This is a genomic window from Methylocystis sp. Sn-Cys, from assembly GCF_016745395.1.
Classification (GTDB): domain Bacteria; phylum Pseudomonadota; class Alphaproteobacteria; order Rhizobiales; family Beijerinckiaceae; genus Methylocystis; species Methylocystis iwaonis.
In genome coordinates this window covers 256,733-273,026 of the sequence record NZ_JAERVJ010000004.1, presented here as the reverse complement: position 1 = coordinate 273,026, position 16,294 = coordinate 256,733, and the positions used below count along the sequence as shown (strand labels likewise).

Sequence of the window (16,294 nt, the reverse complement as noted above, 5' to 3'; positions counted from 1 at the left end):
TGGCCGGGACAAGCCCGGCCATGACGCTGGAAAAACTTAGGGCCTTCTCCCGCAGGCGCGTAATGCGGTCAAGCGGCGCGCTGCCGCTATTCCTGCGCCGCCGCTTCCTGCTCGGCGCGCTTCTTCTCGACCATCCGCACCGAATAAATCGACGCCTCGTAAAGCAGCATCCCCGGCACCGCGAGCGCGAGCTGAGAGAAAACGTCCGGCGGCGTCAGGACCGCGGCGATCACGAAGACGATGACGATGGCGTAGCGGCGCTTCTCTTTCAGGAAATCGGAAGAGACGATGCCCACCTGCCCCAGAAGCGTGAGAATCACCGGCATCTGGAAGACGACGCCGAAAGCGAGCACCAGCGTCATGATGAGCGAGAGATATTCCGAGACGCGCGGCAGCAGTTCGATCTGCGCCTTCCCCGGCTCGTTCGCCTGCTGCATGCCGATGAAGAAGCGCAGCAGATTGGGCATCACGAGGAAGTAAACAACCAGCGCGCCGACGGCGAAGAAGACCGGCGTCGCGAAAAGATAGGGCCGGAAGGCCGCGCGCTCGTTCCGGTAGAGTCCGGGCGCGACGAAGGCGTAAAGCTGCGAGAGCACGATCGGGCAGGACAGGAAGGCCGCCATAAAGAGCGCGACCTTGATCTGGGTAAAGAAATATTCCTGCGGCGCGGTGTAGATCAGCCGCGCCTCGGGCCCCGCCACTTGCGTGTAGGGGATGACGAGAATGTTGTAGATGTCCTTGGCGAAAAAGAAGGCCAGGATGAACGTCGCCAGAAAGGCGAGCAGCGCCTTGATGAGCCGCTCGCGCAATTCCATCAGATGTTCGATCAGCGGCGCCTTGGAGGCTTCGATTTCGGCTTCGTCGGCCTCGGTCATTTATCCGCCTTTTGCGCGTCCTGAGGAGCTGCGTCCGTGGCAGGCTGCCCCTCCGTCGAGACGCCGCTTTGCGGCTCCTCAGTCAGGCGTTCCTGCGGGGATTTTTTGTCGCCGTCCTCGATCGCGCTGACGATCTGCTTGCGGGCCTCCGCCATCGGATCGAAGGCGCCGTTGAGACTCGCGCCGGCCATGATGGCGCTGTTCGTCTCCTCGATCTGCTTTTTCAGATCGTCGAGCTCGGCCTCGCGCATGGCCGCCATGAACTGGTCCTGGAATTCATTGGCCATGCGTCGCATGCGGCCCGTTGCCTGGCCCAAAGTGCGCAGCACGCGCGGCAAATCCTTCGACGGAATCGCGATGAGCGCGACAATGCCGATGACGAGGAGCTTTCCGGGGTCGAGATCGAACATTTCCAGTCCGAGAAGATGATGGGAGGCGCCCCCTCCCTGTCCCTCCCCCGCTCCGCGGGAGAGGGGACGCTCGCGATCAGCGTCGCTGATTCAAGCCGCAGTCTGCCCCCTCTCCCGCGAAGCGGGGGAGGGTTGGGGAGGGGGCTTACCGCCCCTACTCCGTTAGACCTTGTCGCCGCTCGCCGATTTATTCGCCTCGATGGCCCGTGGCTCGACGCGTTCTCCCACCGGCTTCGCCGCCTCGGCGGTCTCATCCTCGGCCATGCCCTTCTTGAAGGCTTTAATGCCCTTGGCGACGTCGCCCATCACGTCGGAAATTTTGAATTTTCCGCCGAACAAAATGAACGCCACGCCGCCGACGATGATCCAGTGCCAGATCGAGAAACCGCCCATGGCGGAAACCTCCAGTGGGAAACAGGCCGGGATCGCCGACCAAACTCACGGGAACCTATGCGGCCCGCGGCTCAAAAACAAGGCGACAGGCTAGCGAAATGATAGGTTTTTAACGGGCGCTTAGCTCGCAATGAGGGGAGAACGGCGTCAATCGTCGTTGAGCGCGTCCGGCGCGTCGATCGGCTCCGGCTCCTCGGGAAAGTCCATCTCCAGCGCCTGCGGGGCGTCGTCCTCCAGCGGCTCCTCGTCATCGCGCAGCGCCGAGTCGTCGGAGGGCTGCGGCACGCCGAAGCCCTTTGGGAGACGGCCGTCGAAGAGGCCCGCCGCCTTGAGCTCGTCGAGGCCGGGCAGATCGCTGATCTGCTCCAGGCCGAAATGCATCAGGAAAGCGTCGGTCGTGCCATAGGTGATTGGGCGCCCGGGGGCCTTGCGGCGGCCGCGCAGGCGGACCCAGCCGGTTTCCATCAGCGTGTCGAGCGTGCCTTTGGAAATGGCGACGCCGCGAATCTCCTCGATCTCGGCGCGGGTCGCCGGCTGGTGATAGGCGATGATGGCGAGCGTCTCCAGCGCGGCGCGGGAGAGCTTCTTTTCCTCCACCTGCTCGCGGGCGAGAATCCAGTTGAGATCCCCTGCCGTGCGGAAGAACCACCTCTTGCCGACGCGGGTGAGGTTCACGCCGCGATTGGCGTAATGGTTGCGCAGCCGCTCCAGCACCTGGGCGAGCTCGACCTTGTCATCGACGCGCCGGGCCATTTCGGCTTCATCGAGCGGCTCGGCAGAGGCGAAGAGCATCGCTTCGACGACGCGCTCCGCCTCGCGCAAGGCGACCTCGTGGCGGGCCAGCGCCTCGTCGCTGTTGACGTCGAAGAGTTCGATTTTTTCCGCGGGCTGCGCCAATGCGCTCCTCCAAATGCTGGACCGCGAGCCTTCAGGCTCGCAGAATCAAAGCGAGCTTTCGGGCTCGCAGGACTAGAGCGAGCCCAAAGGCTCGCGGTCCAATAATGGCTGCGGCGCGCGGCGGCGCAGCCAGAGCGGCGCGAAGGGCCGGTCCTGCCGGATGTCGAACAGGCCTTCGCGCACCATTTCGAGCGACGCCGAAAAGGACGAGGCGCGGACGGTGCGCGCCGTCTGCAGGTCGGCGCAATATTGCAGCAGATAATCGTCCAGCACGGTCCATTCCGCGGAGACGCCGGCGAGCCGCTCCAGCGCCTCGCGCGCCTCGGCGAGCGACCAGACCGTGCGCTGTTTCAGCACCACATGGACGGCGGCGGTCTTCTGGCGCTGGCGGGAATAGGCGGAGAGGAGATCGAAGAGGCTCGCCTGATAATTCGGCTGCGAGATGGTCTCCAATCCCTCCGGCCCGCCGCGCAGGAACATGTCGCGTCCGAGCCGCCCCCGCTGGGTCAGCTTGTCGGCGGCGAGCCGGATCAGCTCCAGCCGCTTGAGGCGTTCGGCGAGCGCGGCGGCAAGCTCCGCCGCCGAGGGCTCGTCGCTGTTCTTGGGGGGCTCGGGAAGCAGCAGGCGCGACTTCAAAAAGGCGAGCCAGGCGGCCATGACCAGATAATCTGCCGCCAGCTCCAGCCGCACCCGCCGCGCCGCCTCGATGAAGGCGAGATATTGCTCGGCGAGCGCCAGAATGGAGATGCGGGACAGGTCCACTTTCTGGCGCCGGGCAAGCTCCAGCAACAGATCGAGCGGCCCCTCGAATCCGTCGACGTCGACGAGAAAGGCCTCGCCTTCCGCGCGCGGTTCATCGGACAGATCGAATGAGAGGTCCTGGGCCAATCGACTTTCCAGCTATGCGACAATTACGCGACTTTCAGGCCGGAGATTGGCAACTTCACGGCGCGCCCGCAAGCGCGGCGCGCGGTCCGGGAACGCCATCCACATGAAATGACCGCCCGCCCGGCGGGAGCGGCCCGACACATTCCTGTCTCAAATGTTTCAAGCGGCGCTGCGATATGTCCCGCCGATTGCGCAGCCGAGCTTGGTTCCGCGCAAGCGTTTCAACGGATGGGGAAATTAGTCGATGTATCTCAAGCTCAAATACACGGTCGCCCTCGCGGCGCTCGCCGCGGCGACAACGGCGCTGGCCGATTCCCCGAAGGGCGTCGGGCCGATCACCTTCAGCGTTCCCAACGCCGTGTCTCCGACCGGCAATCCGCAGGCGACACTGGTGAGCGACAATTTCAGCCTGCGTCTGCTCGCGTCGACGCCCGACCTGTTGGAAAATCCGAGCGGAGACATCGTCACCTTCGGCAAGCTGGCGACGGGCGCCGATACGGTGCCGGACATCCACACCTATCTCGTGCTGCCCAGAAATCCCGGCGGTCCGACGCCGGGCTATGACTACGGCCGCCGCTTCCTTTATCAGGGCCATGAGAACGGCGGGGATATGGCCTATATCACCCGCATCAATCTCGACGTCGCCGACCCGGCGCACCGCATCACCCTGCTGACGCCCGTCGATTCGGCGAGCGGCAAAACGGGCCTCAACCGCATCGACGGCTCAAGCTACAACCCCTTCACCCAGAAGCTGCTCTTTGCGGAAGAGAACGACAATTCCGCCACGCTCAACGGCACGGGCAATGTCCACGAGGTCAGTCTCGACTGGCCGGCGCAGCGCGTCTCTCTCGAGGCGTTCATCGGCACGGGCGGCTTCGAGGGTATTCATCCCGACGGCAAGGGCAACATCTATCTGGTTGAGGACATCGGCGGAAAAACCGCGCCTTCCGGCACGACCGCCACTGTCGACGGGGTGGCGAATGTGCCGCTGAAGTCGGCGCGTCAGCCCAACTCCTTCGTCTACCGCTTCGTGCCGAACAACCCGAAGCGCCTGCAGGACGGCGGCAAACTGCAGTCGCTCCAGGTTTATGTCGATGGCGCGCCGGTCACCTTCCATGCGAACGACGTGATCGGCGACATCATCTCGCCGGCGCAAAAGCAGCTCTACACGCCGGGCCTGCGTTTGCCGTTCAAGTGGGTGACCATCCACGAGTCGCACAAGGATGACACGACGCCGTTCAGCGCCACCGAAGCGGCGAAAGCCGCGGGCGCGACGCCGTTCAAGCGTCCGGAAAACATGACCTGGCTGCCCGACTCGCATTTCCGCACTTTCTACTTCACCGCGACCGGCGACACCGACGCCCCGACGGGCCAGGTGCCGCAGCTTGCGGCCCGTGGCGCCTGGGGCGCCATCATCCGTGTCGACCTCCGCGAGAACGAAGAGTACGAGGAGCACGAAGAGCACGAGGAGCATCACGGCGCTCGCGCCAGCGGAGATGGCAGCGTCTCTGTCTTCGTTCTCGGCGACCAGGATCATGCCGCCTTCGATAATATCTTCTTCGCCAACCGCGAGCAGCTTCTCGCGGCCGAAGACCGGGGCGACAAGCTGCATGACCAACTGCAAAAATACGACTCGATCTGGGCGTATAATGTGCGCAACGGCCGGGCGGCGCGCTTCGTCGCTTTGGGCGCCGACACGCTGGCCGCGCCCGTCGGCAAGGATGACAATGAACCGACCGGCGTCGTCATTTCCAACGGCAGCCCCGCCAAGGGCGAGATGGTCGGCATGGAAGGAAGCCTCGAGCACGCGCGCGGCTTCTTTACCCAGCAGCACGGCTTGAACCAGGTCTACGAGTTCTACAAGATCGGCCGCTGATCCCGGCCGCCGGCGGCGCACGCGCCGCCGGCTCTTTCGCAGCGACGCCAGCGAAGTTCCGTGACGACTAGACGGGGCGCAAACAGGCGCTACTCCCCGTAGATGTCCGTAAGCGCGATTTCCAGCCCCGGCGGGTCGAGCGTGACAGAGCCCTCGCGGATGATCCGCGTCAGGATCGTCTCCCCCTCCCCGCGCGCGTGGTGGAAGATGAGCCGCGCATCCGGCGAGACAATCAAGTAATGCGCGACGCTCGGCAGCCGGAAATAGGCCGCGAGCTTGCCAAGAGAATCGTTCTTCCCGGTCGACGGCGACAGAACCTCGACCACGATGATGGGGTTTTCGACGACGATCGTATCGGGCGGCAGCTCCGGCCCGCAATAGACCTGCGCATCGGGCTCGAAGACCGTATCAGCGGCAATACGAATGGCCATGCCGTCGGGCAAAGAATGGCAAGGCAGGCCCTTGGCGCGGAGGGCGTTGTGCAGGGCCATATAGACCCGGCCTTTGATCTTCGCATGCGCGACGCGCTCCGACGCCTGGGCGAAAACCTCGCCGCCGGCGAGTTCGTAGCGCCCCGCCTGAGTCTGCGACCAGGCGATGAATTCTTCGGCGCTCATGCGCTCTTTCGGAACGGCGGCGGCGGACATGAAGCGAGGATAGCGCGGCCGGGCCGCCCGCGCCACTCGTCGAATCGGACCACGCCCAGGTCGTCTCGCCGAACGAGCGTGAGCCCCGCGAATCAGGTGCGAGCGAAGACGCCCGCGCTGCCGCCCATCGCTCCCTGTGTGACGCTCTAAAGGCCTAAGCCACGCGCGCAGCTTCTCGAGCAGGCCAATCGAGAACATAGACATTTATCAATATACTCAATAACTTATCAAAAGAAAACACGCTTTCACCGGCTTTCCTTCCTCCCTTCCACCGGGAGTGGACCAACGAAAATCGTCCCGCGTGGCTCTTTGTGAACAGATGATTGAAATGTAGTCTATATGACTAGATAATCGTCATATTGCCTAATATATGGACGATTATTTGCCTTGTTAATAGGCACAAGATGCAAGAATGCATCGACTTAAGGGGGAAATATCCATGATCCGTAATCGGCTTTTTTTGACCCTGCTTTTAGTGGGAACCAGCCTGGCCTCGGGAGCGCTCGCGGCCGAGAAGCACAAACGCGCGCATCCTCAGGATTTCTATGCGCGCGCTACGGAGACCGGCGACGATCTCTTGGCCGACGCGCCCCAGACGAATGCTCGGCCCGACTGCTTCGTTTCCTATTCCCCGGCAGAAGTCACCAAAGGCATCCGCCACTGGACTGGCAAGTGTCACTAAGCTTGCGAGATTAGGCCTGAGACAAAAACGCCCCGACCGTGACATCGACGGTCGGGGCGTTTGTTTGTGTAGGCGACTGAATAGGCAGCGGGCCTGAAGCGACCTTCAAACTCGCGCCCCCGCCCCTATCGCCGCCTCGAACGCCGCAACGCCAGCGGCGAGGTCGAAGGCCTCGACCGCACGCACGCACGCAAGCGCCTTCTCCGCCCGCTCCAGCGCCTTGCCCGCCAACGCCGGCGCGCCTTCGGCCACCGGGAGAGCCTCGGCGAGGTCGCCATTGCAATGCAGAACCATGTCGCACCCCGCGGCGATGGCGCGCTCGGCGCGTTCGCGGAAATTCCCGGTCAGCGCCTTCATGGAAAGATCGTCGGTCATCAGCAGGCCGTCGAAGCCGATCACGCCGCGGATGATGTCCTGCACAATCGTCTTCGATTGCGTGCCCGGCGCGTTCGGGTCGATCGCCGTGTAGACCACATGGGCGCTCATCGCCATGGGCAGGTCGGCGTTGGCCTTGAAGGGCTCGAAGTCCACCGCCTCCAGCTCGGCGCGGCTCGCCTCGACCGCCGGCAGCTCCAGATGGCTGTCGGCCTGGGCGCGGCCGTGGCCGGGGATATGTTTCATCACCGGCGCGACGCCGCCCGCCATCAGCCCCTCGGCGGCGGCGCGGCCGAGCTTCGCGGCGCGCGCAGGGTCACGGCTGTAGGCGCGATCGCTGATGATGGCGTGAGAGCTTTCGGCTGGAACGTCCAGCACCGGCAAACAGTCGACGTCGATGCCGACTTCGCGCAAATCATGCGCCATCAGCCGCGCCCCTAGCCAGGCAAGCCGCTCGGCCTGCAGGGCGTCGGCGCCGGCCTGCTCGAAGCGTGCGGCGCTCGGATAGGCGCGCCAATGGGGCGTATTGAGCCGTTGCACCCGGCCGCCTTCCTGATCGACCAGCACCGGCGCGTGACGGCCGAGCGCGTCACGCAGTTCCGCCGTCAGGCGCGCGACCTGCTCGCGGCTCTCGACGTTGCGGCGAAAGAGGATGACGCCCCAGGGGCTGGCCTCGCGCAGAAAGGCGCGCTCATCGGCGTCGAGGGAGAGGCCTTTGAGGCCGCAGATGAAAGCGCGCATGGGAAAGTTCCGGAATCACAACCGCACGTCATGCTCGCGCTTGTCGCGGGCATCCACGCGATTCGGCAAGGCGTGGATGGCCGGGACAAGCCCGGCCATGACGGTTTGTCAGTTCCCCGCGACGAAGCAGTTGCCGCCCGACGCCTTGACCTTGTTGCAGATGGCGTTGGCGGACTCCTTGCTCACGCCGGCGACGCGGACGCGATAGACCGTCTTGTCGCCGACCTTGGCGGGTTTGAACGTCGGCCGCACGCCATACTTGGCCGAAACGGTCTTGAGAAGCGTGCGGGCCTCCTCCTCCGTATTGGCGGCGCCGAACTGCACGGCGTAGCCGCCGCTCGTCGTCGCGGGCGCGGCGGCGGCGGTCTCCCCGGCGTCGGCCGGGGGCTCCTCAGCGGCGACCTTGGGGGCCGGCTTGGGGGCCGGCTTGGGCTTCGGAGCCGGCGTCGTCGCGGTCTTGGTCTCGGGCTTCGGCGTCGCGCCCTTGGTCTGGAACGGATCCAACGGCACGACGACGGGATTGGCGCTCTTGGCGACAGCCGGCGGCACGCTGGCCTCATCGACACGGCTGCCGTCGGGGCGCACGGTGACGGTCTTCACCTTATGGGGCTGCGAGCCGAGCGCCGGCTCATGCGGCGCGTCGACGGGACCATTGCCTAGCGTCACCGCCTTCGGCGCCACCGTCGGATCGATCGCCTGCTCCTGATGCGTCACCACCTGCTTGACGGGCGTCGAATCCTTGCGGTCGAGCACAGCCGCCCCGTTGTCGCTCGCGGTCTCCTGCTCCGTCTCGGCCGAGGGCTTCACCTTCACCGGGCCTTCCGGCGCGTTGATGACGGCGATCTCCTTGGAGCCGCCTGCGCCGCCGCGATGCAGAAAGCCCCAGCCGATGCTGGCGACGGCGATGACGGAGATCGCCGCGACCGCATGCCAGGGACGCAGATATTTGCCGACGCCGCCGCGCGCCGTCTCGGGAGACTCCTCGGCGCCATAGTCGAGATATTCCGCGTCATCCGGCCAGCCGCCCTCGGCCCCGCCGTGATAGGCCGCGTCATAATGCTGGTCGGGCTGCTGGCCATGGGCGTAGGCGTGCGCGTCATAGCCCTGATGCTGCTCGTAGCCCTGATCATGGCCCTGATGTTCATGGCCCTGATGCTGCGCGTAATGCGGATGCGCCTCTTCGTAATGGCGCGGCTCGGGCTGCACCGGCGGCGCGGCGTCCAGGGAGCCGCGCAAAGGCGCGTCCCACTGCGGCTGTTGCGGCGGCGGCGGGGGAGCCGCGCGCGCCGCGCGCGGATCGGGCAGGATTTTGTTGAGGGGATCGGCTGGCGCGCTCTCGCCCTGCATCAGCCGGGCGAGCTCGCTCAGAGGGTTGGTCTTCGGCGGGGCGACCTGCGGCGTCTCCGCCGCCCGCATGCGCCGCTCGAATTCCGAGAGGTCGATCGCTGGGCCTCTAACGGACGATTCACGCATGATCTACCTCGATCCTCTTCCCACTCGCGGAGCTTATCGTCAGGCGTCGCGCGGGCTAAGGCCGAAGGTCGCGCGTCAACGCATTTCGTCGGGGGCGCTCACGCCGAGAAGCCTCAAGCCCGACCCCAGGACGATTGTTAAGGATAAAACCAACGCGACCCGGGCGCTCGTTAAATCTCTCTCCTTGGCATTAACAAAGCGTAATTGTGGCTGATCTTTGCCGCGGTTCCAGTGGGCATGGAACACGCTTGCGATCTCATAGAGGTAAAACGCGACCCGATGCGGCTCATGGGCGGCGGCGGCCGCCTCTATGGCGCGCGGATATTGGGCGATCACGCGGGCAAGCTGCAATTCACCTTCATCCGTAAGCAGCTCGAGCTTTGCGCCCGCCAGCGCCGGCAAGGAAACGTCGAGGTCGGGAAAGGCCGCGAGCGCCTGACGCACCGCCGATTTGGCCCGCGCATGGGCGTATTGCACATAGAAGACGGCGTTGTCCTTCGATTGCTCGATGACCTTGGCGAGGTCGAAATCGAGCGGCGCGTCATTCTTGCGATAGAGCATCATGAAGCGCACGGCGTCCAAGCCGACTTCATCGACCACTTCGCGCAGCGTGACGAAATCGCCGGCGCGCTTCGACATCTTCACCGGCTCGCCATTGCGCATCAGCTTGACGAGCTGGCAAAGCTTCACGTCGAGCGTGACCTTCCTGTCGGAGAGCGCCGCGACGGCGGCGCCCATCCGCTTCACATAGCCGCCGTGATCGGCGCCCCAGACGTCGACCAGCGTATCGAAGCCCCGGTCGATCTTGTCCTTGTGATAGGCGATGTCGGCGGCGAAATAGGTCGGCGAGCCGTCCGATTTTTTCAGCGCGCGATCCACATCGTCGCCGAAGTCGGTCGAGCGGAAGAGCGTCTGCTCGCGATCCTCCCAATCGTCGGGAAGCTGGCCCTTGGGCGGTGGCAGGCGGCCCTCGTACACAAGCCCCTTCTCGCGCAGCCACTCGATCGCTGCATCGATCTTCGACGGGCCGTTCGAGCTGTCGTGCAGCGTGCGCTCGGAGAAGAAGACCTCATGGCGGATATTGAGCGCGGCGAGATCGTCGCGGATCATGTCCATCATGGCGTCGATGGCCGCATTCTTGACGACCGGCAGCCATTCACTCTCGGACTTGTCCAAAAGCGCCTTGCCATGCGCCTCGGCGAGCGCCTGGCCCACCGGCACGAGATAATCGCCGGGATAAAGCCCCTCCGGAATGGTGATGGTTTCGCCCAGCGCCTCGCGGTAGCGCATGAAGGCGGAGCGGGCGAGCACATCGACCTGGGCGCCCGCGTCGTTGATGTAATATTCGCGCGTCACCTCGCAGCCGGAGAAGGCCAGGAGATTAGCGAGCGCGTCGCCGAAGACCGCGCCACGTCCATGGCCGACATGCATCGGGCCAGTGGGGTTGGCGGAGACATATTCGACGTTGACCTTGCCCTGCAGCGCCCCTGCCCGGCCCTTCTCGACTCGGCCGAAGTTTTCGGGATCGTTTAGAGCGGCGCGCAGCACCTGCGAAAAGATTTCAGGCTTCAGACGGATGTTGATGAAGCCCGGGCCGGCCACCTCGGCCGTCGCCACGCCCTCGGATTCGGCCAAAGCGTAGCAGATCGCCACGGCCAGCTCGCGCGGATTGGCGAAAGAGGGCTTGGCCTCCTTGGCGAAGACCATGGCGGCGTTGCAGGCGAGATCGCCCAGCGCCGCATCCTTCGGCGGCTCGACGACGAAGCGCGCGTGATCGAGCGCCGGTAGGCGGCCGTCTGCCTGGAGCTGGTCGAGGATCGAAGCGATGCGGGCGTGGAAGATGTCGAAAATGTTCATGGCGGTCCGGATCAAGGGATTTCGCGCGCGGGTCTAGCAGACCCCGCGCGCGAATGCATCTCCGGCGACCGGCCCGTCAGGCCCCTCAGGCGCCTTGCCGGGCCTGGACGTCGAAATGCAGCATCATCCCCATGTCCTCGTGCTCGACGAGGTGGCAGTGATAGGGGTAGCGGCCGGTATAACCCTTCGGGAAATGCACCAGCAGCTCCACAAGCTCATTCGACTGGATGCGCACGGTGTCATGGCGCGCGACCTTGTCGAAATCGAGCGGGCGGTTTCCCGTCGTCTCCACGAATTGGTTCGCGCTGTTCAGCGCCCAACGCCGGGTGACCACGAAATTCACCAGATGCAGGTGGAAGGGGTGCATATCCGGCGCGCCCCCGGCGAGGTTCGTCGGGTCATTGCCGATATTCGCGACGTACCACCGCTCATAGGTCCCCTCCACCGGCTGGATCACCTGACGGCCCTGCGACGGATTGATCCGATAGAGGTGGGGGTAGCGGTAGATCGGCGGAAATCCCGCCGGATTGCTGTTCTGCGTCGCAAGCCCCCAGAGCTGATCCTTATGGGTGGCCGCGTGCGGCGGCATTGGCTCCTCTGGCTCGAAGAAGAAGGCCCGCGCCACCTGATAGGACACGGCCGCAGCCGGCGCGCCTTGTTGCGTCGGATCGTTGAGCTTCGCGTCGAAAGGCACAGGGAAAACGGTCGGATCGCCTGACGGCGCGGTCGCCGGACGAAGCTCCCAGATTTGCGTATCGCGCCACGGCGTGTCGCCGGTGTAAGGCGCGTTTTCGCCATTTTGCGCCAGCTTGCGCGTATCGTTCATCAAGACGATGAAACGATTGTGAGCGATCGGCGCATTTGCCGGGCTCGGCGCGAGCTCAGGCGATGTGCCAGGGACCCAATGGAAGCTCTCGTCGTCAGCGTGGCGGCGCAGAATTTTATCCAGCGTGCAGGTGTCGAGCGCCGAAGCCGCGCTGTCGCTCATGCCATGATGGACGTGCCCGGCCGCAGCAAATCTAAACTGGAGCAAATTGGCGAGCGGAAGATAGGGGTCCGGATTAGGTTGATTGGCGGCGCCAATGGCGGCGAGCGCCTTGTTGCTGTCCGGCGGCATCACCGAATTTCCGTCAAACTGGAAAATTGGTTCGTCGTCCGGGGCTCCGGGCTTGTACCCCGCAAGCGCCAAATTGACGAGGATGAGCGCGTTGACCTCCGGCTTCACCCCCGTGAAGTCGACCAAAAGGTCCAGACGTTCGCCCGGCGCCAGCAGCAAATAATGCTTGTCCTGCAGCGTGACGCTCTTGCCGAGCAAGCCCGCTTCATTGCCGATCGCCGTCAGCCGATCCCCGTACCAAACCTTGCCATTGTCCGTTCCAGTGGGATCGGCCAATGTGAGCGCATAAGTGCGGGCGTTCGAGCCGTTGAGCACGCGCAGCCGATAAATCTTTCGATCGGCGTGAACATGCGGCCACGGACGCCCATTGACGAAAATCGTGTCGCCGAGAAACTCCGGCCGGGCGGTGCGGTCCAAGGTCTTAAGGAGGGGCACGCCCTTCTTATAGTCGATGCGTGTGTAATCCACCTCGAGGCCATCCTGGCCCTTCGACGCGAAGCAGCGGTCCTGGATGACGAGCGGGATTTCCTGCGCTTCGCCGCCGATCAGATGAAAAATCTCGGCGTCGGAATGGTCGCGGATGAAATAAAGGCCGGCCAGGCCCGCGTGCACCTGCTGCGCGGTATTGTCCATCGAATGGTCGTGGAACCACAGCATCGTGGCCCGCTGATCATTCGGGTAGAAATAGGTCCGATGCGAGGGCATGTGGAAGGGATTGCCTTCGTAGCTCGCCGGATGCAGCGGCCAGCCGTCCGAGGTCGGCAATACTTTGCCGCCATGCAGATGGGTGACGACGCCGAGCGCGTAATTCATGGAGCGGAACTGGGGAATGTCCTTGCCCATCTCCATATCGGCAGGATTGATCGGCGGCATGGCGAGCGGGCGCGCTTCGCCTGCTTTCGCCGCGCCCATGGAGGGCAGCTTATTGATCCAGACCGTCTTCAGCGGCTGGCCGCGCTGGACGTTGATCACGGGCCCAAGATAATTTTCCAGCGTCGCCGCCCGCTCCTGCGGCGAGCCGCTCCGAATATAGCACCACGCGTTCGGATTCTTCGGGTCGGGCGGGTTGTTGGGATCGACCGCGTCGATGAACTTCACGTTACGCGCTTCGACGGTGAATGTGAGGCAGCCCCATACGCTCGTCTGCCCCGTCGTAACGATGTCGAGCGCACCAAGCGGCAAATGGTTTTCGAAGCTCAAAGCCATCACTAAGTCCCTCCTGAAAAATCAGCCCTCGAAAAGCATGTGCGACGTCGCCGCAATGAAATGTGCGGCCACGCACGCCCTCTTCAGCCAATTGCCTTCGAGCGCTAACCCTGCGTAGCGCAAGCGTATTTCCCCTGCAATAGTTTACCCGAAAAGCCGTTTCACCTCGCGCAGCGCATATCTGTCGGTCATCCCGGCGATGTAATCCGCCACCACCACCGCTCTCGCGGCGCCGTCGCGCGCCGCCGCCAGCGTCGCCCATTCGGCCGGCATGAGCGACGGCTGCTCGAAAAACGCCGGGAAAAGGCGCGAGATCGCGTCCTCGGCGCGGGTCCAGACGCCCATCACCCGCTCGTGCCGATACATATTGGCGAAGAGGAAGCGCTTGATGTCGCGCTCGGCCGCGCGCATCGCGTCGGAGAGCGCGACCATCGCCTCCCCTGCCCCGCGGACCTCTTCGGCCGAGCGAGGAGAATGCTGCTCGAGACGCGCCTGCGCCGTCCCGATCGCATCCTCGACGAAGCGCGTGATCACCCGGCGCACCAGCTCATGGATGACGCGGCCGCGTTCGAGGCCGGGATGCTTGCGCGCGATTTCCTCCAGCAATCCGGCGACGAAGGACACGGCTCCTGCAATGTCCTCCAGCGTGAAGAGATTGGCGCGCAGGCCGTCATCCATGTCGTGGCCGATATAGGCGATGTCGTCGGCGAGCGCCGCCGCCTGCGCCTCCACGCCCGCGAAGGAGGAGAGCTCCAGCGGATAGCCGGCGTCGAATTCGCAAATATAACGCGATGGGGGTCTTAATGCTTTCGGCCCCGCGAGCGGCCCATTGTGCTTCACAATGCCTTCGAGCGCCTCCCATGTGAGGTCGAGCCCGTCGTAATCGGCGTAACGACGCTCCAGCAACGTCACGACGCGTAGCGCCTGGGAATTGTGGTCGAAACCGCCATAGGGCTTCATGCAGGCTTCCAGCGCCTCCTCCCCGGCATGGCCGAAAGGCGTGTGGCCGAGATCATGCGCCAGCGCCACCGCCTCCGCGAGGTCCTCGTCGACCCTCAGCGCCCGGGCGATTGCGCGGGCGATCTGCCCGACTTCGATCGTATGGGTCAGCCGCGTGCGGAAATGGTCGCCGTCGAGCGGCACGAAGACCTGCGTCTTATGCGCGAGGCGCCGGAAGGCCGTGGAATGGATGATGCGGTCGCGGTCGCGCTGAAATTCGCTGCGAGTCGGCGACGGCGCGACGGCGTAGAGGCGCCCGCGCGAATTTGTGGCGTCGCAGGCATAAGGCGCGAGGGGCTGGCGCAGCGCCACGGTCGGGCTCCAGTCATTGAAAGGCCGGAAGTTCGGACCTATGTTGCCGCCATAGCCCGCAATCGACGGCATAAGCAAGAATCCAAAGGGGAGAGGCATGACAGCGACCCTGTCGCGCGACGTGGCGCTCACAGAACAGGCGGCGAAGCGTATTGCGGCGATTCTCGCCAATGAAGCCCCGGGCGCGGTCTTCCGCGTCGCCGTCGAGGGCGGCGGCTGCTCCGGCTTCCAATATAAATTCGTCGTGGACCCCGCGCCCGCCGCCGACGACGCGCTTTTGGAGCAGGACGGCGCCCGAGTGGCGATCGATCCCGCGTCGCTGGGCTTCCTTACGGGGGCGAAGGTCGACTTCGTGGACGATCTGATGGGACAGTCCTTCCGAATCGAGAACCCGAACGCCGTCTCTTCCTGCGGTTGCGGCACGAGCTTCGCGCTTTAAAGGACCGCGAGCCTTCAGGCTCGCTTAGAAAAGTGCGAGCCTGAAGGCTCGCGGTCCAGTGACACTCGGGCGCCATCGAAACCGGCGACGGTGACAAGCCGCCCCACCATTGCGGAGCCTGATTCTTGGAAGCGCTTTTCCTCGGCCACGCCTATATCGACGTCACCATGCTCACTGACGAAATGCCGGCCGGCGACGAGAAGATGGTCGCCCGCGATTACGCCGTGAGCTTCGGCGGCAACGCCGTCACCGCCGGCTTCGCCTGCGCCAAGCTTGGTCACGACGTGCATATGCTGACGACGCAGGCGCGCGACTGGCTCGGCCATATGTTTGCGGAAATGGCCGACGCTTATGGAATCCGCCTGCATCCGCGCAAGGTGGCGCGCTCCTCGCTCTCCTTCGTGCTGCCCAACGACGGCAAGCGCGCCATTCTGCGCGCGCGCGACGATCACTATCTGCAGCCCTTCCTACGCCTCGATATTTCGAGCGCGCGCGTGCTGCATCTCGACGGCCATATGGCCGACGCCGCCATCCATTACGCCAAGGCGGCGCGCGAGCGCGGCGTGCTGGTCTCCCTCGACGGCGGCGCGATGCGTCCCCGCCTCGAGGAGCTGATCGACTTTGTCGACGTCGCCGTGGTCTCGAAACAGCTCTGCAAGCAGATGTCCTTCTCCGAATCGGAGATGCTCGCCTGGCTGAAATCCAAGGGCTGCCGAATCGCCGCCGTCACGGTGGGCGAGAAAGGCACCTTCTGGTGTGGCGAGGACGGCGTGCAGCAGCATTTGCCCTCGCTGCACGTGCCCTCCGAGCGGGTCATCGACACCTCCGGCGCCGGCGACGTCTTTCACGGCGCCTATTGCGCCTCTTTTCTCGAACGGCCCGAGGCGGGCTGGCGCGCGCATTTCGAATTCGCGCGCGCGGCTTCGGCGCATAAGGTCCAGCACCTCGGCAATGAAGCCGGCCTGCCCGCCCGCGAGGACGTTGCGAAAGCGCTCGCCGAATTCAGCGAGACCGCGGCTGCGGAAGCCCAGGTCTGAGGGAGTTATCAACAGGCTGCGCGAAAGGGCTTGGCAAACCCGACGGGGCCTTGTATACGCCCTCCACCAC

At 64.6% G+C, this 16,294-nt stretch carries 15 protein-coding genes; 4 read left to right on the top strand and 11 right to left on the bottom strand.

The window, feature by feature from the left end; translation table 11 throughout:
- Positions 1-86 precede the first annotated feature (86 nt).
- The 5 genes from tatC to JJT62_RS10690 form a co-directional block, all read right to left on the bottom strand.
- Positions 87-875: a twin-arginine translocase subunit TatC gene (gene tatC, locus JJT62_RS10710; RefSeq protein ID WP_202072741.1), complete on the bottom strand. Its 789-nt coding sequence runs from the start codon at positions 873-875 to the stop codon at positions 87-89.
- The gene (locus JJT62_RS10705; protein WP_246744824.1) at positions 872-1,285 is read right to left on the bottom strand and encodes a preprotein translocase subunit TatA; all 414 of its coding nucleotides are present in this window, start codon (positions 1,283-1,285) and stop codon (positions 872-874) included. The genes tatC and JJT62_RS10705 overlap by 4 nt, the downstream gene beginning before the upstream one ends.
- Before the next feature lie 162 nt (positions 1,286-1,447).
- Complete coding sequence (locus JJT62_RS10700; RefSeq protein WP_202072740.1) at positions 1,448-1,678, bottom strand: twin-arginine translocase TatA/TatE family subunit; 231 nt, start codon at positions 1,676-1,678, stop codon at positions 1,448-1,450.
- Between the two features lie 147 nt (positions 1,679-1,825).
- Complete coding sequence (scpB, locus tag JJT62_RS10695; protein WP_202072739.1) at positions 1,826-2,575, bottom strand: SMC-Scp complex subunit ScpB; 750 nt, start codon at positions 2,573-2,575, stop codon at positions 1,826-1,828.
- Between the two features lie 72 nt (positions 2,576-2,647).
- Positions 2,648-3,463: a ScpA family protein gene (locus tag JJT62_RS10690; RefSeq protein WP_202072738.1), complete on the bottom strand. Its 816-nt coding sequence runs from the start codon at positions 3,461-3,463 to the stop codon at positions 2,648-2,650.
- Positions 3,464-3,707: 244 nt separating this feature from the next.
- On the opposite strand from JJT62_RS10690, the gene JJT62_RS10685 reads away from it, so the two are divergent.
- Positions 3,708-5,339, top strand: coding sequence for an alkaline phosphatase PhoX (locus JJT62_RS10685; protein ID WP_202072737.1), 1,632 nt, complete (start codon positions 3,708-3,710; stop codon positions 5,337-5,339).
- Between the two features lie 89 nt (positions 5,340-5,428).
- On the opposite strand, the gene JJT62_RS10680 is transcribed toward JJT62_RS10685, so the two are convergent.
- The gene (locus JJT62_RS10680) at positions 5,429-5,956 is read right to left on the bottom strand and encodes a Uma2 family endonuclease (RefSeq protein ID WP_246744823.1); all 528 of its coding nucleotides are present in this window, start codon (positions 5,954-5,956) and stop codon (positions 5,429-5,431) included.
- 469 nt (positions 5,957-6,425) lie between these two features.
- Here JJT62_RS10680 and JJT62_RS10675 point away from each other — a divergent pair, with 469 nt between their 5' ends.
- Positions 6,426-6,668, top strand: coding sequence for a hypothetical protein (locus tag JJT62_RS10675; protein WP_202072735.1), 243 nt, complete (start codon positions 6,426-6,428; stop codon positions 6,666-6,668).
- A 105-nt stretch (positions 6,669-6,773) separates the two neighbouring features.
- On the opposite strand, the gene nagZ is transcribed toward JJT62_RS10675, so the two are convergent.
- From nagZ to JJT62_RS10650, 5 genes are all read right to left on the bottom strand, one after another.
- Positions 6,774-7,784 (bottom strand): beta-N-acetylhexosaminidase, encoded by a 1,011-nt coding sequence (gene nagZ / locus JJT62_RS10670; RefSeq protein WP_202072734.1) that lies wholly within the window; start codon positions 7,782-7,784, stop codon positions 6,774-6,776.
- A 108-nt stretch (positions 7,785-7,892) separates the two neighbouring features.
- Positions 7,893-9,257, bottom strand: coding sequence for an SPOR domain-containing protein (locus JJT62_RS10665; RefSeq protein WP_202072733.1), 1,365 nt, complete (start codon positions 9,255-9,257; stop codon positions 7,893-7,895).
- A gap of 75 nt (positions 9,258-9,332) precedes the next feature.
- Complete coding sequence (gene argS / locus JJT62_RS10660) at positions 9,333-11,114, bottom strand: arginine--tRNA ligase (RefSeq protein ID WP_202072732.1); 1,782 nt, start codon at positions 11,112-11,114, stop codon at positions 9,333-9,335.
- Positions 11,115-11,199: 85 nt separating this feature from the next.
- Positions 11,200-13,437, bottom strand: coding sequence for a multicopper oxidase family protein (locus JJT62_RS10655; RefSeq protein ID WP_202072731.1), 2,238 nt, complete (start codon positions 13,435-13,437; stop codon positions 11,200-11,202).
- A 144-nt stretch (positions 13,438-13,581) separates the two neighbouring features.
- Positions 13,582-14,820, bottom strand: coding sequence for a deoxyguanosinetriphosphate triphosphohydrolase (locus JJT62_RS10650; protein WP_202072730.1), 1,239 nt, complete (start codon positions 14,818-14,820; stop codon positions 13,582-13,584).
- A gap of 25 nt (positions 14,821-14,845) precedes the next feature.
- Here JJT62_RS10650 and JJT62_RS10645 point away from each other — a divergent pair, with 25 nt between their 5' ends.
- Together JJT62_RS10645 and JJT62_RS10640 are read left to right on the top strand one after the other, a co-directional pair.
- Positions 14,846-15,187, top strand: a complete 342-nt coding sequence (locus tag JJT62_RS10645; RefSeq protein ID WP_202072729.1) for an iron-sulfur cluster assembly accessory protein — start codon at positions 14,846-14,848, stop codon at positions 15,185-15,187.
- A 125-nt stretch (positions 15,188-15,312) separates the two neighbouring features.
- Complete coding sequence (locus tag JJT62_RS10640) at positions 15,313-16,224, top strand: sugar kinase (protein ID WP_202072728.1); 912 nt, start codon at positions 15,313-15,315, stop codon at positions 16,222-16,224.
- Positions 16,225-16,294: the final 70 nt, after the last annotated feature.